This window comes from Halobacillus sp. AWM4_238, from assembly GCF_056158265.1.
Genome location: NZ_JBSWSY010000002.1, coordinates 2,448,678 through 2,471,821, shown reverse-complemented (window position 1 = coordinate 2,471,821; position 23,144 = coordinate 2,448,678). Strand labels below are relative to the sequence as shown.

Below are 23,144 nucleotides of genomic sequence, written 5' to 3'. Positions count from 1 at the left end.
TTTTTAAAGAAAAGGGGAATGAACATGAACGTACTAGTATGGAATGAGAACCGCCACGAAAAAGAAAACCAGGTCGTTGCAGATATTTATCCAGAGGGCATTCATAGTGCAATTGCTGATTTTCTTGGAGAAGATCATGAGAATGTAAAAACAGCTACATTGGATGAAGAAGAGCATGGATTGACAGATGAAGTGCTTGCAGAAACAGATGTACTCGTTTGGTGGGGGCACAAAGCGCATGATGAAGTCCAGGATGAAATCGCAGAAAAAGTAAAACAGCGCGTCCTTGAGGGAATGGGACTCGTCGTTCTACACTCAGCTCACTTTTCTAAGCCGTTCAAAAAATTAATGGGCACATCCTGTGACTTGAAGTGGCGCGAAGCGGATGAGAAGGAGCGCATCTGGGTTGTCGATCCAAGCCACCCGATCACAGAAGGCATTGGGGAGTTCATTGAAATTGAAAAAGAAGAAATGTATGGCGAGCATTTTGATATCCCTACACCTGAAGAATTGATCTTCGTCAGCTGGTTTGAAGGTGGAGAGGTGTTCCGTAGTGGAGCTACTTTCCGTCGCGGCAGAGGAAAGGTCTTTTACTTCCGTCCGGGTCATGAAACGTATCCGACCTATTACAACAAAGAAGTACAAACCGTCATCCGTAATGGTGTGAAATGGGCGAAGAACACGGAAACGCCGACACCTGTTTACGGAAATGCTCAACCTTTAGAAGAAATTTTAACTAAATCATAAAGGAGCTTTTACTATGACAAAATTGAAAATTGCTGTAATTGGATGCGGGAGTATCGCTCAGAACCGTCACCTTCCGGAATACGTAGCGAATGAAAATGTCGAAGTCACTGCCGTATGTGACATCGTTGAAGAGCGTGCGCGCGAAATAGCACAATTGCACGGCGCAACTCTTTACACCGATTATGAAGAACTTTTGAAAAAAGAAGAAGTGGATGCCGTGAGCGTTTGCCTGCCGAACTACTTGCATGCCCCGGTATCGATCGCTGCTCTGAATGCCGGTGCTCATGTTCTTTGTGAAAAGCCGATGGCTACATCCAAAGAAGAAGCAGAAGAAATGATTACAGCGGCTGAAAAGAGCGGAAAGAAATTGATGATCGCTCACAACCAGCGCTTTGTTCCGTCTCACGTGAAGGCGAAAGAACTCATCGAATCAGGCGCGATCGGGAAAGTGTACAGCTTCCGTACGGCTTTCGGTCACGGTGGACCAGAAGGATGGAGTGCAGAAGGGGAAGACAGCTGGTTCTTCAAGAAGGATCAGGCGTTCATCGGTGCCATGGGTGATTTAGGAGTACATAAAGCAGACTTGCTCCGCTACATCCTTGGTGAAGAATTCGTCGATGTAGCAGGCTTTGTCGAGAACAACGCGAAGAAAGACATTACGGTTGATGATAATGCGGTTTGCATTCTGCGTTCTCAATCTGGTGTTGTCGGAACAATGGCAGCCAGCTGGGCGTATAACCCGAACGAAGACAACTCTACCGTGATTTACGGGGAAAAAGGAACGCTTCGTCTCGAAGACGATCCTGAATACTCCTTGATCGCTCAATACACGAACGGCGATATCGTCAATTATCAGCTCGGGAAAATTCAATCCAACGAAGAGGGCGGACAGAGCAATTCCCACGTCATCGATCACTTCGTTGACAGCATTTTGAATGATACTGAGCCTCTGATCACAGGAGAAGAAGGTATGAAATCACTGGAAGTCATCCTCGGTGCCCTCCGCTCAGGCGAAACGAGACAAATCAGCAGCCTGGAGAAAGTCACGAAATGACTCGTTTGAAAATGGGAATGATCGGAGTAGGGGGAATTGCCCAAGGACGGCATATTCCCTCTTTCCTTGATTTAAAAGACAAAGTGGAGCTTATAGCTGTCCAGGATGTGAACCAAGAACGAGCGGAAGAAGTAGCTGAAGCCCACCAGATTCCCTACGTTTTCAAAGATTATAAAGATCTATTTGCAAAAGTCGATGCGGTCACAATTTGTACGCCGAACAAGTTTCATGCAGAGATCTCCATTGCCGCTCTTGAAGCTGGCGTGCACGTGTTGTGTGAAAAGCCGATGGCGATTACGACAGAAGAATGCGAAGCGATGATGGAAGCGGCAGAGAAAAATGACCGCCTTTTATCGATTGCTTACCACTACCGCTACACACCGGAAGCCCAGCTCGCTAAAAAAGCAATCCTCAACAATGAAATTGGAGATCCTCTCGTAACGAGAGTACAAGCGATGCGACGCCGGAAAGTGCCAGGTTGGGGTGTATTCACGAATAAAGATTTGCAAGGCGGCGGCAGTTTGATCGATTTTGGTTGTCACTTGCTCGATCTTGCTCTCTGGCTGCTCGATGATCCGAAACCAGTCGAGGTGATGGGACGCACCTATGATCGCTTGAGCAAAACTCCAGGACAAGTCAATGATTGGGGAGCGTTTGATCATGAATCGTTCAACGTGGATGATCATGTGACGAGTTACATCACGTTTGAAAACGGAGAGTCGATGCAGTTTGAATGCTCGTGGGCAGCGAACATCAAGGAAGACCATACATCACTTTCCATTTCTGGTGTCGACGGAGGCCTCAGTGTCTATCCATTTGAACTTTATCAAGCAAAATACGGGGCGCTCCTCGATAGTACAGCGAAAATCCGTGAAGGCGAACCGACCCCTGGTCTCGCTCAGGCAGAGAATTTTATCGACAGCTGTTTAGGAAATGACGAATTAGTCGTGAAACCGGAACAAGCGTTGAAAGTGACCAAACTAATGGAAGCAATCTATCAAAGTAGTGAGACTGGAACGAGTGTGAAACTATAAACCTAGCAGGAGGAGATTGTTCATGAAATTAGGCGTTTTTACTGTATTATTTTCCGATAAATCCTTTGAAGAAATGTTGGACCACGCAAAAGAAGCAGGCTTGAAAGCGGTCGAAATCGGGACAGGAGGCTATCCTGGAAATGCTCACTGTAATGTAGATGAGCTTCTCGAAAGTGAAGAGAAACGAAACGATTACTTGAAGAAAGTTCATGACCGTGGATTGACGATCAGTGCTTTCAGCTGCCACGGCAACCCGGTTTCACCGGATAAAGCTTTCGCAGAAGAGTCTCATGAAGCATTCGTAAAATCAGTAAGACTAGCAAGCTTGATGGATGTCCCTGTTGTGAACACCTTCTCCGGTACGCCAGGCGGCCACGAAAACGATACCGCACCGAACTGGCCTGTAACCCCTTGGCCACCAGAGTATTCAGATGTGTTAGAATGGCAGTGGAACGAAAAACTGATCCCTTACTGGAAAGAGCAAGGGAAGTTTGCCGAAGAACATAATGTGAAAGTCGGTCTTGAACTGCACGCAGGATTCTTAGTCCACACGCCTTACACGATGTTGAAGCTTCGTGAAGCGACAAGTGATGCCATCGGGGCGAACCTTGACCCAAGCCATTTGTGGTGGCAGGGCATTGATCCAGTAGCAGCCATCAAGATTTTGGGTAAAGAAAACGCCATCCACCATTTCCATGCGAAAGATACGTACATCGATCAAGACAATGTGAACATGTACGGTCTGACAGACATGCAGAATTACGGAAAAGTGCAGACACGCGCGTGGAGTTTCCGCTCCGTCGGGTACGGTCACGGAATTGAAGAATGGTCCAACATCATGAGTGCTCTTCGTACGTACGGCTATGATCATGTCGTCAGTATCGAGCATGAAGATCCGATCATGTCGATCAATGAAGGATTCAATCAAGCCGTGAAAAACTTGAAATCTGTACTGATCGAAGAACAGGCTACAGAGATGTGGTGGGCGTAACGAAGGAATGACCAAACCCCTCAGACTTTTTGAGGGGTTTTTCTTTTAGAATTGTTGATTACATATAAGCTCCCGTTTGTGGAAGACTCAGTTTCGAGATTTTTGTTGAGTGGATGGGGGCTGCGGGGAATGACTCGCTTTCCGCGGGAGCGCGGTGAGCCTCCTCGGACTGCGTCCTGTGGGGTCTCACCAAGCACTTTTTTCCCGCAGGAGTCTCGCCATTCCCCTCCGCCCCTTTGCCAAGTATGTATCTCGAAACCATCTCCGGAATTAGGCGCATTCTATACGTATGAGGAGCTGTAACAATAACCTCCCATCGTATGGGTAGAGCTCATAACCGCTTGTTATAGAGCCGTTTTTACTGTAGGTAGTGTTGGTGGAAGATGCTCCTTCTTAGTATAGGGGTTCGTTTATCACACTTTCGAATGGGTGGTTGGGAAGCTGCGAGACTCCCGCGGGAATGGATTGGCTGGCGAGACCCCGCAGTGCGAAAAGCACGAGGAGGCTTGCCGTCATCCCCGCAGGAAAGCGAGTGGCTTCCCAGCCATCCCTGACTCCTAACATGGCATACGAACCCCGGAAAGTCTCGAACCTGAGTCTTCCACAATCCTGCCATATACTTTAATAACTATTTTCTGAGAGCTAGCGTTTTTTATAAAAGGAAGGGGAAAATTATGAAACAGACATCAGGAATCAGAGGCGGATTGTACGCCGTCAGCGAATGGATCAGTAAATTTGCCCTAACCAATTTGCAATGGGCCTTGTTCAACTTGCCTGTCGCACTATTGTTATTGAGCTTACTGAACATCGGAGACATAAAGGATTTGTGGTATTTGCTGCCACCACTTGTTCTCTTCATGCCTTTCATCTTTTTCCCTGCCACAACCGCTATGTTCGCAAAAGCGCGCGACTGGGTGAGGAAAGATCATAAAGAAACCGCTGACCGGTCATACCTCAGCTATTACAAAGAGAATTATAAAAGCAGCATGAAGGCTGGTATCGTTCTTACGGTATTGTGGAGTGTGCTCGCGGCCGATCTTTATTATTTTTCTACGACGAGTTCCCTGCTTATGAATCTATTTCTGATCCTGGGTATCTTATTGTTTGTCTACACGATCAACACGTTCAGTACCCTCGTTCATTTTGATCTAAAAGTAGGGGCGGCCCTGAAAAAAGCATTGATGCTCACGTTTGTCAGTCCGGTACTGTTTTTGACGGTTGCCATCAGTTCGGGATTCATCCTGGCGGTCAGTTTATACATTTTCCCGCTGATTATTCCGATCTTCACAGGATCCATCATCGCCTTTCTCGCCTTCTCCGCTTACTACAGACTGTATTTGAAACTGAATAATATGGAAAATACTGTATGACCTCGTCCGTTTGGGTGAGGTCATCTTTTTTGTATTGCGGACATTAAAGAAAGCGGTTACAATTTAAGTAGTCATTAGTGATAAGCAGGGTGGGGATAGGATGACCCAATCGGTGAAAATAGGGAAGCTTGCGATGCTGCTCGCATCTCTTGATGAAGAAGAACTGGAGTTTTTTGCGAATAAATTCGAACACGTCTCTTATTGCCAGGGGAAAGCGGGTTCGATGGATGTCCAAAAAGTGATCGCAGCCGTAGAAACTGCCGCTAAACGAAACGGCATCATTTCTGAACACATCTACAGGGAGACCCATGCGCTTTATCATGCGATCTTAGAATCCTTGCAGGGTGTGACGCGGGGACAAATCGGAGTCGGCAATATGATGCGGACCGTTGGGCTTCGTTTTGCCGTCGTTCGTGGAGAGCCTTATGACAGGAAGGGTGAGGGCGAGTGGATCGCCGTCGCTTTTTACGGAACAATCGGGGCTCCGGTAAAAGGTTTGGAACATGAGACATTTGGACTCGGTATTAATCATATATAAAGTATAGGTGGCCTATAGTCATGAGTGATGAGGGGGCGACAATGGTATTTCCCATGCCATTGTCGCCTCTTTTTTTAGAAAATCCACCAGAATCTTTTCATTTGAAAGGGGGATTGTGGATGATCGAACTGAATGGAAGAGACTTATCCATCGAGCAAATGAAGGAGATCTGTTTCGAGAATAGCAAAATACATTTATCAAAAACGAGCCTGATCGATGTAAAGGCCAGTAGAGAAACGGTGGAAGATATTGTGTCAAAAGGGCACACGGTGTACGGCATCAACACAGGCTTCGGAAAATTAAGTGATGTCCGAATTGCGGCAGAAGATGTCGACAGCCTGCAGCACCATCTGATCCGTTCCCATGCGTGCGGAGTGGGGGATCCTTTTTCTGAAAAAGTGAGCCGTGCCATGATGGTGCTCCGGCTGAACGCCCTCATGAAAGGCTATTCTGGTGTGCGAGAGGTGATCGTGCAGAGACTTTGTGACCTCGTTAACCTTCATGTCCATCCGGTCATTCCGTCACAAGGGTCACTTGGGGCTTCCGGAGATTTAGCCCCACTCGCCCATCTTGCTCTCGTCTTGATGGGAGAAGGGGAAGTTTTTTATAAAGGAGAACGCAGGGCGACGAAAGATGTGCTGCAAATGCTTTCCCTAAAGCCCTTATCGTTGAAGGCAAAAGATGGGCTTGCGCTCATTAACGGGACCCAGGCGATGACGGCGGTCGGAGTCATCGGATACATCGAAGCGGAGCAGCTGGCCTTGCAGTGTGATTGGGTGGCAAGCCTTACGTTGCAGGCACTGGAAGGGATCCGGGATGCGTTTCATCCGAGCATCCATGAAGCACGCGGTTATCCGGAACAAATGGCTGTCGCCGAACGAATGCGTCATTTGATCAACGGCAGTCACCTCGTCACGTTTCAAGGAGAAAAAAGGGTGCAGGATGCGTATTCTTTACGGTGCATTCCACAAGTGCACGGGGCGACATGGCAGACACTTCATTACGTGCGCGAAAAGCTGACAATCGAGATGAATGCGGCGACAGACAATCCGCTTCTTTTAGAAGGTGGAAAAGTCGTCGTCTCTGGTGGGAACTTCCATGGCCAGCCGATTGCATTTGCGATGGACTTTTTAAAAATTGCCATCAGTGAACTGGCGAACATCTCGGAGCGCAGAATCGAACGGCTCGTCAATCCTCAGCTGAACGACTTTCCCCCGTTTCTCAGTGCCAATCCGGGTTTGGAGTCAGGGTTGATGATCGTGCAATATGTGGCTGCTTCTTTAGTATCTGAAAATAAAACTCTCGCGCATCCCGCAAGTGTCGACTCGATCCCTTCCTCTGCGAACCAAGAAGATCATGTAAGCATGGGCACAACTGCTGCCCGGCATGCATCCATGGTTATCGACAACGCAACAAAAGTTGTAGCGATTGAGCTGATCTGCAGTTTGCAGGCGCTGGAATTGAGAGGGATCGAGCGGGCATCGGTACTTGCTCAAGACCTTTGGAAATCAGCAAGGACGGTCGTACCGAAAGTGACGCAGGATCGGATGTTTTCTAAGGATATCGAACAGGTGGAGAAGTGGTTGAAAGAGGGTAGTTTTGACTGGGGTAAGTGGAAATCCATTCATGAAGGAGGAGAAACGTATGTCGACAACACGTAAGGTGAAAGCCAAAACAGGAACTCAATTGGAATGCAAAGGATGGGAACAGGAGGCAGCATTAAGGATGCTCTGCAACAACCTTGACCCAGAGGTCGCTGAAATACCTGAAGACCTAGTCGTTTATGGAGGCATCGGCAAAGCGGCAAGAAACTGGGAAGCCTTTGATGCGATCATCGCCACATTGAAGCGGTTGGAAAAGGATGAAACGATGCTCGTCCAGTCCGGAAAACCTGTGGGTGTTTTTAAAACACACGAAAGCGCGCCGAGAGTGCTGCTATCCAATTCCGTACTCGTTCCGAAATGGGCCAATTGGCAGCATTTTCACGAGCTTGATCAAAAAGGGCTGATGATGTACGGCCAAATGACAGCAGGAAGCTGGATCTATATTGGGTCCCAAGGCATTTTGCAAGGAACGTACGAAACGTTCGCGTCTCTGGCCGAAAAGCATTTTGGAGGGTCGTTGAAAGGAACGATTACACTGACGGCAGGGCTTGGAGGTATGGGAGGGGCTCAACCGCTGGCGGTCACAATGAATGGCGGTGTGGTCATTGCGATCGAAGTGGACCCTGATCGTATTTCTAAACGGCTGCAATCCGGCTATTGCGATGTGAGTACAGAGTCTCTTGAAGAGGCGGTTTTATGGGCGAAAGAAGCGAAGGCGAATGGAGAGGCTCTATCGATTGCCCTGTTAGGAAACGCGGCTGAAAGGCACGACGAACTTTTACAGAATGGCCTGGAGATCGATATCGTCACAGATCAAACTTCTGCCCACGATCCGCTGAACGGCTATGTCCCTGTCGGGTATTCGCTGTCAGAAGCGACTGTTTTACGGAAAAAGGATCCGGATCAATACGTGCGCCTTTCTTCAACATCCATGGCCAAACATGTCGAGCTTATGCTTCAGTTCCAAAGAAGAGGCAGCATTGTTTTCGATTATGGCAACAACATCCGCCAGGTTGCACTAGAAGAAGGGGTGGAAGATGCTTTTGATTTCCCTGGCTTTGTTCCCGCCTACATTCGGCCGTTGTTTTGTGAAGGGAAAGGACCGTTCCGCTGGGCGGCATTGTCTGGGGATCCAAAGGATATTTACCGCACCGATCAGCTCATCAAGGAGCTTTTCCCTGAAAATGAGAAGCTGCTGAGATGGATCGACATGGCGCAGGAAAAAGTTCAATTTCAAGGCCTTCCATCAAGGATTTGCTGGCTCGGATATGGGGAGCGGAAGAAGATGGGAGTGGCGATTAATGAACTCGTTAGAAAAGGCGAGTTGAGCGCGCCTGTGGTCATCGGACGGGATCACCTGGATTGTGGATCGGTCGCGTCACCAAACAGGGAAACCGAAGCAATGCTGGATGGCAGTGATGCCGTCGGGGATTGGGCGGTGCTGAATGCACTCATCAATACAGCGGCTGGCGGATCGTGGATTTCCTTTCATCACGGCGGAGGGGTCGGTATGGGGTACTCGCTCCATGCAGGAATGGTCGTAGTGGCGGACGGTACAAACCTCGCTGAAGAAAGGTTGGAACGTGTCCTAACAACAGACCCTGGGATGGGGATCCTTCGCCACGCCGATGCCGGTTACGAAAAAGCACTACAAGAAGCGGATAAACACGAACTGGATATTCCGATGAAAAGGAGGGGGCAGTGATGTACGATACACTGATTGAAAATATCGGCCAGTTGGTTTTACCTGCTGAAGGACCGTTAAAAGGGGACGCGATGAAACAACTGGAAGTAAAAGAAAACATGGCGATAGCTTTTGAGAATGGCAAAATCGCCTGGATTGGCACCCACAAAGAGAGCCAAAAACTAAAAGCCAGCGAGCGAGTCGATGCAATGGAAAAAACTGTAACACCTGGTCTCGTCGATCCGCACACCCACCTTGTCTTCGGAGGTTCCAGGGAGCATGAGTTGGCGATGAAGCAAGCGGGTGTCCCTTATCTTGAAATTTTGCAACGAGGGGGCGGGATTTTATCAACCGTGAAAGCGACGCGCGCAGAAAGTGAGACCCAACTTTACAATAAGGCAAGACAGACGCTGGAACAGATGGCTGCCCACGGGGTGACGACACTTGAAGCCAAGAGCGGCTACGGACTGGATCGGGAAGCGGAGTTGAAGCAGCTTAGGGTTGTGAAACGATTGAACGAAGATAGCATCCTGGATGTAGTTTCAACTTTTCTCGGTCCTCATGCGATCCCACCAGAGTACAAAGGGGAAGCGGATGCGTTTCTCGATGAAATGATTCGCCTGCTTCCTGAGATCAGTGATGAAGGGTTGGCAGAGTTCACCGATATTTTTTGTGAAACAGGGGTCTTCACCATTGAACAGTCCCGACGTTTTATGAAAGCTTCCCATGAACTTGGATTTCGGACGAAGATTCATGCGGATGAAATCGACTCGCTCGGCGGGACGGAGCTTGCCGTATCGATGGGAGCGGCATCGGCAGATCATCTTGTCGCAGCTTCTGATGAGGGAATTAAGAGCCTCGCTGACGGTGGGACGGTGGCCGTGCTCCTCCCAGGGACGACTTTTTACTTAGGGAAAGACCATTATGCGGATGCGAGAAAGATGATCGACAGCGGAGTGGCAGTCGCCCTGGCTACGGACTTCAATCCCGGAAGTTGTGTCACCTATAACCTTCAAATGATCATGTCGCTTGCCGCTTTGAAAATGAAAATGACTCCGGAAGAGATCTGGAATAGTGTGACGGTAAATGCCGCCCATGCCATTGGTAGAGGGGGCGACGCTGGGTGTCTGAGCGTTGGGAAAAAAGCGGATGTGGTTTTGTGGGATGTCCCGAATTATAAATACCCGCCTTATCATTATGCGGCGAACCACACAAAGGCAGTATGGAAGAACGGAAGAAAGGTGTGGGAGAGGAGGGGCGCTCGTGTCTTTTCAGTACCTCAACCCGGGCAGGGATGCTAGATTCAAAGATCGCTATACGACCAAAGTAGATGAAACGATTTCGTTTTACGAGAAAGGAAAAACCGGGGATGTTGGGGTGATCGGACTCCCTTTATCAAAGACGTCAATCTCTTTGTCAGGCGCATCAGAAGCGCCTTCGACAATACGAAAAGCGCTCGGCGCCTACAGTACGTATTCTGGAGAAAAAGATCAAAGTTATGAGGATGTAAAGGTGTTGGACTTTGGAGACGTACCTGTCCATCCAACGGATAATGAAGAAACACAGAAGCGGCTGAAGACCAGTGTGAAAGAAATGATTGACACCGAAACTTGCTCCAAATACGTCATGCTCGGGGGAGACCATGGGATCAGCTTTCCTAGTATCTCTGCCTTTCAGGAGAAATACGGAAGAGTTGGAGTCATTCAATGGGATGCTCACCATGATCTGCGGAACGTAGAAGACGGGGGACGGACGAACGGAACCCCGTTCCGAAGTTTGCTAGAAGAAGGAGTCATCCGAGGAGAAGACCTCATCCAAATCGGTATTCGCGACTTCTCCAACGCCAAAGCCTACGCCGACTACGCAAAAGAACACAACATCCACACCTACACAATGGCCGACGTCGAAGAGGAAGGCATCCATAATCTAACAGACCAGGTCATACAGATATTGGAAAATAAATGTGACTGCATTTACTTGTCCGTTGATATGGATGTGGTTGATCAGGCGTATGCGCCAGGGTGTCCTGCTATCGGGCCGGGAGGGTTAACGGCGAGAGAGCTGCTGAACAGCGTAGCACTTGCTTCTCGTCATCCTCTGGTTAAAGGAATGGATATTGTAGAAGTCGACCCAACTAAAGATTTCAGGGATATGACGAGCAGGCTGGCAGCTCATGTTATGGTGCGCTACATGTATGTTTGATATGGAAATAACTGTTAGACCTGGTCATCCATGAAATGGGTGACCAGGTCTAACAGTATTTGTAAGAAATCATATACAAGCGTTTCTCCTTATGATATTTTTAGTTTATTCTTACGGTTTGTTTTAGTTTTTGAGATGGAAGAATGAGAGGGTAGCAATGAGAGAGATTATTTTGTTATTGGCCGATGTGGTCAATGTTTGGCATGATGTCATTATGAAGTTCACGCGCGCAATGGGGTGGAACCTGACAGATAAGGACCTCCACTTCTGGGTTATTGGTATACTTGGATTCTTTGGTCTTATTTTCGTGGATATTATTTTCCATGCTATTGCAAAATGGAGCATCACAGCCATTTCGTTTTTATTCACGTTTGCTATGGTGCTTGTGTTTGTTTTTGCGGTTGAGATTCAGCAGAAAATAACCGGCAGTGGGAATATGGAGTTTGCAGATGCCTTTGTCAGTGTACTGGGTTTCTTCCTGTTTTGCGGCATTTATTTTGTCTTTGTTGGGATCACCCGTGCCATAAAAAGATATACAGCAAATAAAAATAAAGACGAGGATGCAGCTTAAGCAAGGTATCCGACTGCAAATGAAAAGCCCCCTTCTCCGTTGAGAAGGGGGCTTCTTGTTATTCAGAACCGAAATTAGCAATCATGTTATGCGTTTTTTGAATTTCTTCTTCCGGCATGTCAATTAAATACATGCCGTTCGCCCGGAAGTTATTTCCCTCCATTTGATAGGTGTTTGAATTTTTACGGGCACTGCTGTAATTGGTCACGAGTCTGCGCATATCTGCAAACTGCATGTTTGTGCTCACATTATCACCAAGCACATCCATGACGTTGCCGACTTTGTTTACGGCGTCGAGACGCGCGCCTTTATCGATGATTCCCTGGATGACCTGGCGTTGACGTTCATTACGGCCTAAGTCCCCACTAGGGTCATTTTTACGCATGCGGACGTAAGCAAGAGCTTCACGACCATCCAGTTTAATTTCACCTTCTTTGAAATTAAAATTACCTGAGGTGAACGCACGGTCGTTATTTACTGTGATTCCATTCACCGCATCGACAACTTGCGATAATCCTTCCATATTGACCCGGATGTAATAATCCAACTCAATGTCCAGGAAGTTTTCAACGGTATTTACAGCCATGTCGCTACCCCCATAGGCGTAGGCATGGTTAATGCGTGTCTTGCGTCCGTCACCGGCAATTTCTGCATACGTATCCCGAGGGATACTCACCATCTGCATTTGGTCATTGTTCGGATCAAGCGTCATGACAATCATCGTATCTGAACGACCAACATCGTTCTCTCGTTCATCGACCCCGAGAAGAAGGATGTTCAACGGTTCCTTGTTATCTACTTTTTCTTTGGTTTGATCTGTATCAATAGAAGTTACATCTTCGTGTAAATCCTGGTTCACAGTGGTACGAACTTCGTTATATATGGTATATAAATAAACGCCCCCGATTAAAAATACGAGTGCTACTACAAATAAAAGGACTTTCCAACGTCGGCGCTTACGCCTTTTCTTTCTCTTCAGTTCCCTGCGTTCCATTCACCCACCTCTTTCTATAAACTACTATCCTATTATACGATTTTTGTAGATACATGTAAAAACTCTCCTGAAACAGGGGGGGGCGAACGAATAAATCTGGAAATTTCTAACGTACCAGGTCATCCAGATTCTGGATGACCTGGTACGTTATTTTCTGGAAGGTGTGGTACGAGAGAGGGGATCGGCATATAGTGGTATAAGCTATTCTTTGGAGGAATGTAAATTGAGAAAGTGGTTGGGACTGTTGCTCGTTTTGGGTCTTTTAGTGGGATGTGCACAGAGTGCGACAGAGAGGTCGATCCAACAGTTTACATCCTCGATGGAAAATGAACTGCATTTTGTTTATTTTTATGAGGAAGAACCACCGGATAAGAAAGTCCGTTCGCAGTTGAATGGAATGAAAGTGTATTTGGCACGCAAAAATGTCATTGCAACCATCAGCTATCAAAAAATCGTGGCCGACAAAAATTATGAAGAACTTCTCAATGTGAAGGACAGTCAGATCCTTGTTTTTGATTACAAAGGGATCCGGTACAACGCAAGGAACATTCATGTATTAGAAGGAATGGTCCTGCAAATGCAAAACAATCCATAAAGAAAGAGCCTGCCGTCAGCTTTACCGTGTCGGCGGGCTCTTTTTCTTACCTTGAGAAAAATTCTTCTAAGATCAATACGCAGGCCCCGATGGCTGAAGCGTGATCCTCTAATTTCGATAAAACGATATGTGTTTCCTTCGCCTTGCTCGTCAGCCCGCGGGAATGGATCGTTTCTTTGATTCCATCCATGAGAAAGTCGCCGGCTTTCGAAACGCCCCCACCGATAATGATTCGTTTCGGGTTCAACGTATGAATCAAGTTGGTCAAGCCGATCCCTAAAAACCTTCCTGTCTGATTCAACAGTTCAATGCTGAACTCGTCCCCTTCGCAGGCCGCCTCATAAACAAGTTTTCCGTCCACTTTTTCAAAATCGTCATCCACAAGGTCGCGAATCATAGAGGGCTTCCCTGTTTTTAATTCTTTGCGCGCTTTTTCGGCAATGGCTGGGCCGGCTGCAAGCGTCTGCAGGCAGCCATAATTCCCACACGTACATTTTGGTCCGGAAAGGTCGATAGTAATGTGGCCGATCTCCCCTGCGATATTGTTTTCTCCATGGAAGAGTTGTCCTTTGATCATCATCCCAGCGCCGATTCCGTTCCCGACGTTGACACCGACCAAATTATCCGCATCGTTTCCATTTCCGAACCAATACTCCCCAAGCGTCATCGCCTTCGCATCGTTCTCCACTTTGACAATCATATTGAACTCATTTTCAAGTTCTTCTTTTATTGGAATGTCGTAGAGCTGAAAGGATGGGGCGAAACGTGAGACTCCTTCCACCGGATCCACAATCCCGTGCATGCCGATTCCTATGCCCAGAAATTTCTTTGGATCACACTTTCCAGACGTGAAAAGTTCCCGAATGCCGCCTTTCATCGTACTTAGAATATCCTCTTTTGATGGATAAGAAGGGATTTCTTTTTTTACGACATCCTTAAGTTCTCCATATAAGTTCGTAACGACGAAGTTCATATGCAGGGTTCCTACATCAACGCCAACGACGTAAAAGTGATCCGCGTTGATTTCTAGTAAAGTCGGTTTGCGTCCACCTTTTGATTGCCCCTGTGTCGTTTCAATCACAAATTGTGTTTGGATGAGCTCCTTGACGATATTGCTCACGGTAGGTGGAGTCAATCTTGATTGCTTCGCGATATCTGCGCGGGAAATAGGCCCATGTTCACGAATCATATTTAATATAATCGAGCGGTTCATCGATTTCATCAACTGAAAACTGCCTCTAGTATAGTGCGTGCTCATACGATTCCTCCAACTATGTGTACTACTTCCATCTTACCATAAAAAGAAACTTATTAAATTTATTTTACTAAGTTATCATCAAGAAAGCCATCCCTTTAGAATCTATTATAGAACAGAACTCGATTTAAATAAGTTAATTTTGAAAAAACTCTTTTCATTCGTAAAGTTATGTGCTACCTTATAACTAGTTAGTTAATTTATTTTATTAAGTTTTGAAAACGCTATCAAATATGGGGGAGGAAGACAGAATGAAAAAGTGGTTGAAAAGTTTTCTTTTGGTGGGCCTTGTAGCTGGTGGACTGGCTGCATGTTCTGGTGAAACAGGAGGAGAGTCCTCTGGTGAGAGTGGAGAAGGTGGAGATCCATCCGACGAAATCACGGTATGGGGTTGGAACGTAGCTGCTGAATCCATGGAACTTGCCGTTGATGGGTTCAAAGAACAATACCCGGATGCCGAAGTAAACGTGGAAGATATCGGACGGTTGGATATATATGAAAAATTAACGGTCGGACTAGCTTCCGGCGGAAATGGACTACCGGACGTCGTGATGGTCGAGTCTGATCGTCTGGCGAACTATCAGGATCAATTCCCTGATGCAATTGCGAACCTTTCTGAGCTCGGTTACGATGAGCACGCAGATAAATTCGGCGATTATAAAAAATCAGTGACGCAAAACGAAGACGGTGAATTTTTCGCAGCTCCTTGGGATGTAGGACCTGCAGGCGTCTTCTATCGTACAGACATTTTTGAAGAAGCGGGCGTCAACCCTGAAGATATCAACACTTGGGATGACTACATTGAAGCAGGTAAAACCATTCAAGAAGCAACAGGAACAAAAATGGTTCCGATTGACATCGCAGCGGACGATGCCCTTTACCGCATGATGATGAACCAGCAAGGGGCGTTTTACTATGATGAGGAAGGCAACATTGATGTAGCTTCCGAAGAATCACAAAAAGCATTTGATGTGATTAGCCGCTTGCATGAAGAAGACCTTGTGCTGAACAACAATGGTTGGGATGGCGTTGTTTCTGCAACCGTTAACGGTGAAGTGGCAACTGTTCCATTCGGTGTATGGTATTCCGGTACGATCATGGATCAGGCACCAGATCAAAGCGGCAACTGGGACGTTTTCTACTTGCCGGCATTTGAAGAAGGCGGCAACCGCGCAGCCAACCTTGGTGGATCTGATTTAGTAATTCCATCTTCTACGGACAATAAAAACACGGCATATGCATTCGTTGAGTACTTCACAACAGAAGTAGAGCCGCAAATGACGGCCCTTAAAGAAAAAGGGATCTTCCCATCTTTAGAACCAGCATATGAAGAAGAGTATTTCAGCCAGGAATCTGAGTTCTTTAACAATAAGCCTGTATTCCAGCTGTTTGCAGAGGAAGTATCTGATATTCCTGTAGCGAATTACACGTCTGATTATGCACGTGCGTTCGATACGATGTCTGATACGCAAGCATCCATCCTTCTTGATGGCACGCCAATTGAAGAAGCGCTTCAAAACGCAGCTGACAAGCTTGAAAGTGAAACAGGACGCAGCGCAAACTAGATCTCCCTATATGAAATATTAGAAAAAAGGTCGATCTCCGCTTTTGGAGATCGACCTTTTTTGTTTCATGCCTTTATTAAAGTATATGGCAGGATTGTTGAAGACTCAGTTTCGAGACTTTCCGGGGTTCGTTGCTGAGTTGATCGTCAGGGTTGGTTGGGAAGCCACTCGCTTTCCTTTGGTGATTGAGGCAAGCCAGCTAAAGCTCTGCGGGGTCTCGCCAGCCAATCCATTACCGCGGGAGTCTCGCAGCTTCCCAACCAACCCTTTCAATAATGTGAGAAACGAACCCCTGTACCAAGAAGGAGTAACTTCCGCCATGACTACCTATAGTAAGAAAGTGCTCAATAGCAAGCGGTCATGAACTCTATCCATACTATGGAGGTTTTGTGTTACAACTCACAATACGTATAGAACGCACCTAATAATGGAAGTAGTTTCGAGATACTTATATGGCAGAGGGGCGGAGGGGAATGGCGAGACTCCCGCGGAAAGCGAGCTATTCCCCTCCGCCCCCATCCACTCAACAAACGTCTCGAAACTGAGTCTTCCACAAACGGGAGCTTTTATGAAGTTAAAAATGAATGTAATTTTTCTGAAAATGAAGCAGACAAACGGAAAAAGCTATGTTACTATTAAGTAAATTAAATTAATTAACAAAGTCTAAACGCTGAATTTTGAAAGCGCTTTTAGAACCAACCAATATCTTCGAGGGGGTAGAACATTGTGAGTCAAACGAATGCTGAACAGATGGCAGATGCGAACCACGAACCAAACAAGCAGCCATCTAAGAAACCTAGTCCGTCCGGCCAACAAAAGAAATCACGTAAGAAATGGATTACACCGAAAACGGTTCCGTACTTATTTATTCTTCCTGCGGTTACGTTCTTCTTGATCTTCACCGTATATCCGGTCATTTCGTCTTTATTATTGAGTTTTCAAACGCGAGCAGGATCAGGGTACGAATTCGTCGGACTGGACAACTATATTCGATTGTTCCAGGACACGTTATTTTACAAAGCTCTCGGGAACACGTTCCTCATTCTACTGATTCAAGTGCCGATCCAGTTGTTTTTAGCCGTTGTCATAGCGGTAGCTCTTAACTCTCAACTGGTGAAAATGAAGAGCTTTTTCCGGGTGGCCTTCTTCATGCCGGCCATTACGGCATTGGTCGCATCCTCAATTATCTTCATGATCATTCTTGATGAAAACTACGGCCTTGCGAACTATGTGCTTTCTCTATTTGGGATTGAGGCGATCGCCTGGTTGTCTGATCCATTCTGGGCAAAAGTTGCTTTGATGGCAGCGATCACGTGGCGCTGGACCGGATACAACATGGTCATTTTCCTTGCCGGACTCCAAAACATTCCTGGCTCGCTATATGAAGCGGCGGAGATGGACGGGGCAGGTAAGGTCCGCCAGTTCTTTTACATTACCGTGCCACAGTTGAAGCCGATTTTCTTGTTCACATTCGTACTCTCAACGATCGGTACGCTGCAGTTGTTCGATGAGCCTTATATTCTTACGCAGGGCGGTCCGAACAATGCCACACTGACCATCACCCTTTACTTGTATCAAAATGGTTTCCGTTACTTTGATTTCGGCTACGCTTCCGCGATTGCTTACGTTCTTGTATTAATTATCGGGGTCCTATCCTGGGCACAAATGAAATGGGCAGGTGAAGATAAATGAATCAACAAGTTAGTCCACTTAGAAAGACGCTCCTATACGCGTTCTTATTCATTGGAGTCATCATATCCGTCTTCCCGTTCTATTGGATGTTTGTCGGGGCGACAAACCCGTCCGGGGAAATCTTCAAGGTTCCACCGAACTTCCTGCCAGGCGATTATGGCTGGGAGAATTTTAAGAATCTGAATGAAAATGTCGGCATCATCCGCGTGATGGGGAACTCCTTGTTCATTACGCTGACGTTTACAGCGATATCCGCCATCATTTGTACAGCGGCCGGCTATGCGTTTGCGAAGTTCCAATTCAAAGGGCGGAACGCGATTTTCTTCATGTTGCTTGTTGCGATCATGATTCCTTATCACGTTACCTTGATCCCATTGTTTGAGATTTTCGGAACGGTCGGTTGGTTGAACACCTTCCAGGCGGTAATCCTGCCGCAGGTGGCTTATCCATTCGCCATTTTCTTAATGAGGCAGAACATGCAGTCGATTCCGGATTCCTTGCTTGAAGCTGCGCGAGTCGACGGGGCAGGAGAGTTTCATATTTTCTTCCGTATCGTACTTCCGGTTATGCGCCCGGCTCTTGCTGCTGTCGCGATTTTCTTATTCATGTTCCAGTGGAACAACTTCATCTGGCCGCTCGTCGTCCTGCAATCACAGGAGATGTACACATTACCGGTGGCTCTATCAAGTCTTGTCGGGATGTCACGGATTGATTATGGACAAGTCATGATGGGAACCACACTGTCTACATTGCCAATCATGATTTTCTTCTTGTTGCTGCAAAAGCAGTTCATCTCCGGAATTCTCGGCGGATCTGTCAAAGAGTAGAAGGAGGACCAGCTGTTGATCTATATTAATGAAGAAACACAACAATTTCATCTAACCAATGGAAGAATCAGTTACATTTTTCATGTCATGAAAAACGGGCAGCTCGGCCACCTTTACTATGGCAAAGCCCTCCGTGATCAGGACTTCCGTCACTTCCAAGACTATGAAACGACCAACCCTTCGATGACACATGTATTCGAAGGGGATCCTGGTTTTTCCTTAGAAAACGTCAGGCAGGAGGCGCCTGTTTACGGAAAAGGAGACTTTCGTACGCCAGCCATTATTTTGGAAGAGCAAAATGGCGCTTCCGTCGCTGATTTTCGTTATAAAAAGCATCAGATCATTCAAGGAAAACCGAAGCTCGAAGGCCTTCCGGCAACTTTTGCAAAAGATGCAGAAGCAGAAACGCTGGTGGTTACGCTTATCGATGATCAAGCGGAAGTCGTATGGGAGCTCATGTACACCATTTTCAGTGACTTACCAGTGATCACAAGAAGTAGCCTTCTCATAAATGAAGGCTCAGCTCCTGTTTACTTAAAGCACTCGATGTCATCGTCTATTGATCTCCCTGACTCAGAATATGAAATGGTTCACTTATCAGGGGCATGGGCCCGCGAACGGCACTTGGAAACGAGGAAACTCACACCCGGCGTCTCTTCAATCGGAAGTGTGCGCGGCGCGAGCTCCCATCAGCACAATCCTTTTCTAGCTTTGAAAAGGGAAGAGACGACGGAAGACAGTGGGGAAACGATTGCGATGCAGTTCGTATACAGTGGCAACTTCCTCGCTCAGGCTGAGGTCGACCATTACGACACGACACGCTTATCGATGGGGATCCATCCGCAGGCTTTTCAATGGAAACTAGCACAGAATGACAGCTTTCAAAATCCGGAAGTGATCTTGTCATTCACGGAAAATGGCTTGAACGAAATGAGCCAGACGTTCCATGACTTACACCGCAAGCATTTGATTGCCCCGAGGTGGATGGAAAAAGAACGTCCGATTTTAATCAACAATTGGGAAGCGACATACTTTGATTTTAATGAAGAAAAATTGGACCGTTTCACAGATGAAGCGCGTGACCTCGGCGTTGAACTATTCGTTCTTGATGACGGCTGGTTTGGAAAACGCAACGATGATACGTCTTCGCTTGGAGATTGGTTTGTCGATCACAAGAAACTTCCGAACGGGATTGGAACGTTAGCGAAGAAAGTAAAAGAAAAAGGCCTTCAATTCGGGCTCTGGTTTGAACCGGAAATGATCAGTCCTGAAAGCGAATTGATGAAACAACACCCGGAATGGGTTGTCGGTCCACCCGACAGACATCAAACGCTGGAACGAAATCAAAAGGTGCTCGATTTTGCCAACCCTCAAGTAGTCGATTACTTGTTCGAGCGCATGAGTTCCCTCATCGAAGAGACCGGGCTCGACTATATCAAATGGGACATGAACCGGAACATAACCGAACCGTTTTCCCAATATCTGGATGACCAGGTCAACTTCTTTCATCAGTACATCCTAGGAGTCTATGACTTGTATGAGCGTTTGACGACGAAGTATCCGGAGGTATTGTTTGAGTCTTGTGCGGGTGGAGGCGGACGGTTTGATGCGGGTCTTCTTTATTATGCCCCGCAGTCTTGGACGAGTGATGACACGGACGCGGTTGAGCGATTGAAGATTCAATATGGGACATCTCTTGCTTATCCATTGTGCAGCATGGGTTCTCACGTATCTGCCGTACCAAATCATCAAACTTACCGCCACACGCCTTTGAAGTTCCGTGCAGATGTCGCTTATTTCGGAACGTTCGGCTATGAATTCGATCCCAGCCAGCTGACAAAAGAAGAAAAGATCATCGTAAAAGAACAAATCACTGAATTTCAATCGCTTCGTCGTTTGATCCATTCCGGTACGTTTTACCGCTTGTCAGATCCATTCAAACAACAGGATACCGCCTGGATGGTTGTCTCAGAAGAAAAAACAGAGGCTGTCGTCGGCTGGTACCGTTCCCAATATCACCCGAATCCGAAGAACGACCAGGTTTTGAAATTGCGCGGTCTGGATCCTGAAAAACGATATGAAATCGAGGGAACCACAACGGAGTTTTATGGAGACGAACTGATGTATAGAGGACTCCCGCTTGGTGTGGAGTTCAATGGAGCGAATCATGCGAATGCAGAACGAAAGGGAGATCACCAGTCTCAGCTTTTCGTGATAAAAGAGACAAAAGAATGAGGGAGGGTACAGAAATGGAAGATTTACTTTCCGTTTTTTACGAGAAATTCAACGGTGAACAGGAAGCACAAACGTTTTTCGCTCCGGGTCGTGTGAATTTGATTGGTGAGCACACTGACTATAACGGAGGGCACGTTTTTCCTTGTGCCTTGAGTGTAGGAACCTATGTCGTGGCGAGAAAAAGAGAAGATCAGAAGCTCAATTTTTATTCAATGAATTTTCCAGACAAAGGAATTGTTGAATCTCATCTAGAAGGACTTGTATATGAGGAAGATCATGACTGGGCGAATTACCCGAAAGGGGTCATCGATACCTTTCGGAAAGCCGGGTATAACATCGATGCAGGACTTGATCTTGCTTTTTACGGCAATATCCCGAATGGTGCCGGACTCTCTTCTTCAGCTTCGATTGAACTCGTCACAGGAGTCGTGCTGGAACAATTGTTTGACTTATCGATCGACCGCGTGAAAATGGTCCAGCTTGCCCAACAAGCAGAAAATGAGTTCGTCGGAGTCAACTGCGGAATTATGGATCAGTTCGCGATCGGATTAGGAAAAAGTGATCACGCCCTGCTTTTGAACTGTGACACGTTGGATTATCAGTACACCCCCATTCAGCTCAAAGAACATGCTCTGATCATTGCCAATACGAACAAGCGCCGCGGCCTTGCCGATTCCAAGTATAACGAACGCAGAACGGAATGCGAACGGGCGTTGGAACAGCTGAAGCAGAAGGTATCGATCAATAGTTTAGGAGAATTGAGTGTCGAAGATTTTGAAACCCACCAGTCAGTAATTGAGGATCCGACCGTCCGAAGACGCGCGAAGCACGCTGTCTACGAAAACGAGCGCACGATCGAAGCGGTCCACTTGTTGAATGCCGGCGACATCGAAGGGTTCGGCAAGCTGATGAATGCCTCCCACGTATCCTTAAGAGATGATTATGAGGTGACAGGAAAAGAGCTGGATGCCCTCGTTGAAGCAGCCTGGAACGAAGGGGCTGTCGGGTCGCGCATGACAGGTGCAGGCTTCGGTGGTTGTACGATCAGTATCGTCAAACGAACACACGTTGATGGTTTCATCGAAGCTGTCGGGCGTCGTTATCATGAACAAACCGGCTTAGAAGCTGACTTTTATGTTGTAGAAATCGGTGATGGAGCGAAACGCTTGGAGGAGGAGAGAATATGACTGTACTTGTGTGTGGAGGAGCAGGCTACATCGGAAGTCACGCCGTAGCACAGCTTCAGGACAAAGGTGAAAACGTCATCGTCGTTGATAACCTTCAGACGGGACATCACCCGGCCGTACTGGAGGGAGCGAAACTGTATAAAGGAGACTTACGAGATGAGTCATTTTTGAGCACGGTTTTCAAAGAAAATGACATCGACTCCGTTCTCCATTTTGCTGCCGATTCCCTTGTCGGGGAAAGTGTTGAAAAACCGCTGCAATATTACGACAACAACGTCGGAGGAGCCACGTCCCTTTTAAAAGCGATGGCTGCCAACGATGTGAAACGGATTGTCTTTTCTTCAACGGCCGCCGTTTATGGGGAGCCCGAGCAGATTCCGATTCAGGAAAACGATTCAACCCAGCCGACGAACCCATACGGAGAAACAAAGCTTGCGATTGAAAAAATGCTGAAATGGGCCGAAAAGGCGCACGGCATTCAGTACACCGTCCTTCGTTATTTCAATGTGGCAGGAGCGGATGTTGAAGGGCGGATCGGAGAAGATCACCGTCCTGAGACGCACCTCATTCCGATCGTTTTACAAGTTGCCCTCGGAAAAAGGGAGAAAATCATGATCTTCGGTGACGATTATCCGACAGCTGACGGGACGTGTATCCGGGATTACATTCATGTGGAAGATTTGGTGGCTGCTCATCTGCAGGCGATTGACCGTTTGAAAAAAGGAGGCACAAGCGCCACGTACAACCTCGGAAACGGTCAGGGCTTCAGTGTGAAAGAAATCATCGAAGCCGTACGTCGTGTGACGGGACATCCAGTGCCGGCAGAAGTGGCTCCAAAGCGCGCAGGAGACCCGGCACAGCTGGTCGCTTCCTCAGATAAAGCGAAGAAAGAACTTGGATGGAACCCTCAATATCCAGAGGTCGAATCGATGATCGAATCTGCTTGGAAGTGGTTTCAAGAGCATCCACATGGGTACGAAGATTAAAAGGGTGGTGAGG

At 47.1% G+C, this 23,144-nt stretch carries 20 protein-coding genes; 18 read left to right on the top strand and 2 right to left on the bottom strand.

Annotated features, from left to right (window positions below):
• Nucleotides 1–24 precede the first annotated feature (24 nt).
• From ACXACN_RS12445 to ACXACN_RS12395, 11 genes are all read left to right on the top strand, one after another.
• Nucleotides 25–747: a ThuA domain-containing protein gene (locus tag ACXACN_RS12445; protein WP_474964827.1), complete on the top strand. Its 723-nt coding sequence runs from the start codon at nucleotides 25–27 to the stop codon at nucleotides 745–747.
• Between the two features lie 13 nt (nucleotides 748–760).
• Nucleotides 761–1,801 (top strand): Gfo/Idh/MocA family protein, encoded by a 1,041-nt coding sequence (locus ACXACN_RS12440; RefSeq protein WP_474964825.1) that lies wholly within the window; start codon nucleotides 761–763, stop codon nucleotides 1,799–1,801.
• Nucleotides 1,798–2,835, top strand: coding sequence for a Gfo/Idh/MocA family protein (locus ACXACN_RS12435; RefSeq protein WP_474964824.1), 1,038 nt, complete (start codon nucleotides 1,798–1,800; stop codon nucleotides 2,833–2,835). Before ACXACN_RS12440 ends, ACXACN_RS12435 begins: the two co-directional genes overlap by 4 nt.
• A gap of 22 nt (nucleotides 2,836–2,857) precedes the next feature.
• The gene (locus ACXACN_RS12430) at nucleotides 2,858–3,826 is read left to right on the top strand and encodes a sugar phosphate isomerase/epimerase family protein (protein ID WP_474964823.1); all 969 of its coding nucleotides are present in this window, start codon (nucleotides 2,858–2,860) and stop codon (nucleotides 3,824–3,826) included.
• A 674-nt stretch (nucleotides 3,827–4,500) separates the two neighbouring features.
• Nucleotides 4,501–5,196 carry a YesL family protein gene (locus tag ACXACN_RS12425; RefSeq protein WP_474964821.1) on the top strand — a complete coding sequence of 232 codons (696 nt, stop codon included), beginning with the start codon at nucleotides 4,501–4,503 and terminating at the stop codon, nucleotides 5,194–5,196.
• 100 nt (nucleotides 5,197–5,296) lie between these two features.
• Nucleotides 5,297–5,734 (top strand): hut operon transcriptional regulator HutP, encoded by a 438-nt coding sequence (hutP, locus tag ACXACN_RS12420; RefSeq protein ID WP_474964820.1) that lies wholly within the window; start codon nucleotides 5,297–5,299, stop codon nucleotides 5,732–5,734.
• 119 nt (nucleotides 5,735–5,853) lie between these two features.
• On the top strand, nucleotides 5,854–7,395 hold the full coding sequence (gene hutH / locus ACXACN_RS12415) for a histidine ammonia-lyase (protein ID WP_474964819.1): 1,542 nt from the start codon (nucleotides 5,854–5,856) through the stop codon (nucleotides 7,393–7,395).
• On the top strand, nucleotides 7,379–9,043 hold the full coding sequence (gene hutU, locus ACXACN_RS12410) for a urocanate hydratase (RefSeq protein ID WP_474964817.1): 1,665 nt from the start codon (nucleotides 7,379–7,381) through the stop codon (nucleotides 9,041–9,043). The genes hutH and hutU overlap by 17 nt, the downstream gene beginning before the upstream one ends.
• The gene (hutI, locus tag ACXACN_RS12405; protein ID WP_474964815.1) at nucleotides 9,043–10,323 is read left to right on the top strand and encodes an imidazolonepropionase; all 1,281 of its coding nucleotides are present in this window, start codon (nucleotides 9,043–9,045) and stop codon (nucleotides 10,321–10,323) included. The genes hutU and hutI overlap by 1 nt, the downstream gene beginning before the upstream one ends.
• Complete coding sequence (gene hutG, locus ACXACN_RS12400; RefSeq protein ID WP_474964813.1) at nucleotides 10,286–11,224, top strand: formimidoylglutamase; 939 nt, start codon at nucleotides 10,286–10,288, stop codon at nucleotides 11,222–11,224. The genes hutI and hutG overlap by 38 nt, the downstream gene beginning before the upstream one ends.
• Before the next feature lie 157 nt (nucleotides 11,225–11,381).
• Complete coding sequence (locus ACXACN_RS12395) at nucleotides 11,382–11,795, top strand: hypothetical protein (protein WP_474964811.1); 414 nt, start codon at nucleotides 11,382–11,384, stop codon at nucleotides 11,793–11,795.
• 58 nt (nucleotides 11,796–11,853) lie between these two features.
• Here the strand turns inward: ACXACN_RS12395 and ACXACN_RS12390 are convergent, their stop codons facing one another.
• Complete coding sequence (locus ACXACN_RS12390) at nucleotides 11,854–12,789, bottom strand: LCP family glycopolymer transferase (RefSeq protein WP_474964809.1); 936 nt, start codon at nucleotides 12,787–12,789, stop codon at nucleotides 11,854–11,856.
• Nucleotides 12,790–13,012: 223 nt separating this feature from the next.
• On the opposite strand from ACXACN_RS12390, the gene ACXACN_RS12385 reads away from it, so the two are divergent.
• Nucleotides 13,013–13,384 (top strand): hypothetical protein, encoded by a 372-nt coding sequence (locus tag ACXACN_RS12385; protein WP_474964808.1) that lies wholly within the window; start codon nucleotides 13,013–13,015, stop codon nucleotides 13,382–13,384.
• A gap of 46 nt (nucleotides 13,385–13,430) precedes the next feature.
• Here the strand turns inward: ACXACN_RS12385 and ACXACN_RS12380 are convergent, their stop codons facing one another.
• Complete coding sequence (locus ACXACN_RS12380; protein ID WP_474964806.1) at nucleotides 13,431–14,642, bottom strand: ROK family transcriptional regulator; 1,212 nt, start codon at nucleotides 14,640–14,642, stop codon at nucleotides 13,431–13,433.
• Between the two features lie 248 nt (nucleotides 14,643–14,890).
• On the opposite strand from ACXACN_RS12380, the gene ACXACN_RS12375 reads away from it, so the two are divergent.
• The 6 genes from ACXACN_RS12375 (at nucleotide 14,891) to galE (ending at nucleotide 23,131) form a co-directional block, all read left to right on the top strand.
• Nucleotides 14,891–16,204: an ABC transporter substrate-binding protein gene (locus tag ACXACN_RS12375; protein WP_474964805.1), complete on the top strand. Its 1,314-nt coding sequence runs from the start codon at nucleotides 14,891–14,893 to the stop codon at nucleotides 16,202–16,204.
• A gap of 726 nt (nucleotides 16,205–16,930) precedes the next feature.
• Nucleotides 16,931–17,896 (top strand): carbohydrate ABC transporter permease, encoded by a 966-nt coding sequence (locus ACXACN_RS12370; protein ID WP_474964803.1) that lies wholly within the window; start codon nucleotides 16,931–16,933, stop codon nucleotides 17,894–17,896.
• Nucleotides 17,893–18,723 (top strand): carbohydrate ABC transporter permease, encoded by an 831-nt coding sequence (locus tag ACXACN_RS12365; RefSeq protein ID WP_474964802.1) that lies wholly within the window; start codon nucleotides 17,893–17,895, stop codon nucleotides 18,721–18,723. The genes ACXACN_RS12370 and ACXACN_RS12365 overlap by 4 nt, the downstream gene beginning before the upstream one ends.
• 12 nt (nucleotides 18,724–18,735) lie before the next feature.
• Complete coding sequence (locus tag ACXACN_RS12360; protein WP_474966870.1) at nucleotides 18,736–20,958, top strand: alpha-galactosidase; 2,223 nt, start codon at nucleotides 18,736–18,738, stop codon at nucleotides 20,956–20,958.
• 14 nt (nucleotides 20,959–20,972) lie between these two features.
• A complete protein-coding gene (locus ACXACN_RS12355) occupies nucleotides 20,973–22,145 on the top strand; it encodes a galactokinase (protein WP_474964801.1) in 1,173 nt (390 codons plus the stop codon).
• Entirely contained in the window at nucleotides 22,142–23,131 is a 990-nt protein-coding gene (gene galE / locus ACXACN_RS12350) for a UDP-glucose 4-epimerase GalE (protein WP_474964799.1), read from the top strand. Before ACXACN_RS12355 ends, galE begins: the two co-directional genes overlap by 4 nt.
• Nucleotides 23,132–23,144 lie beyond the last annotated feature (13 nt).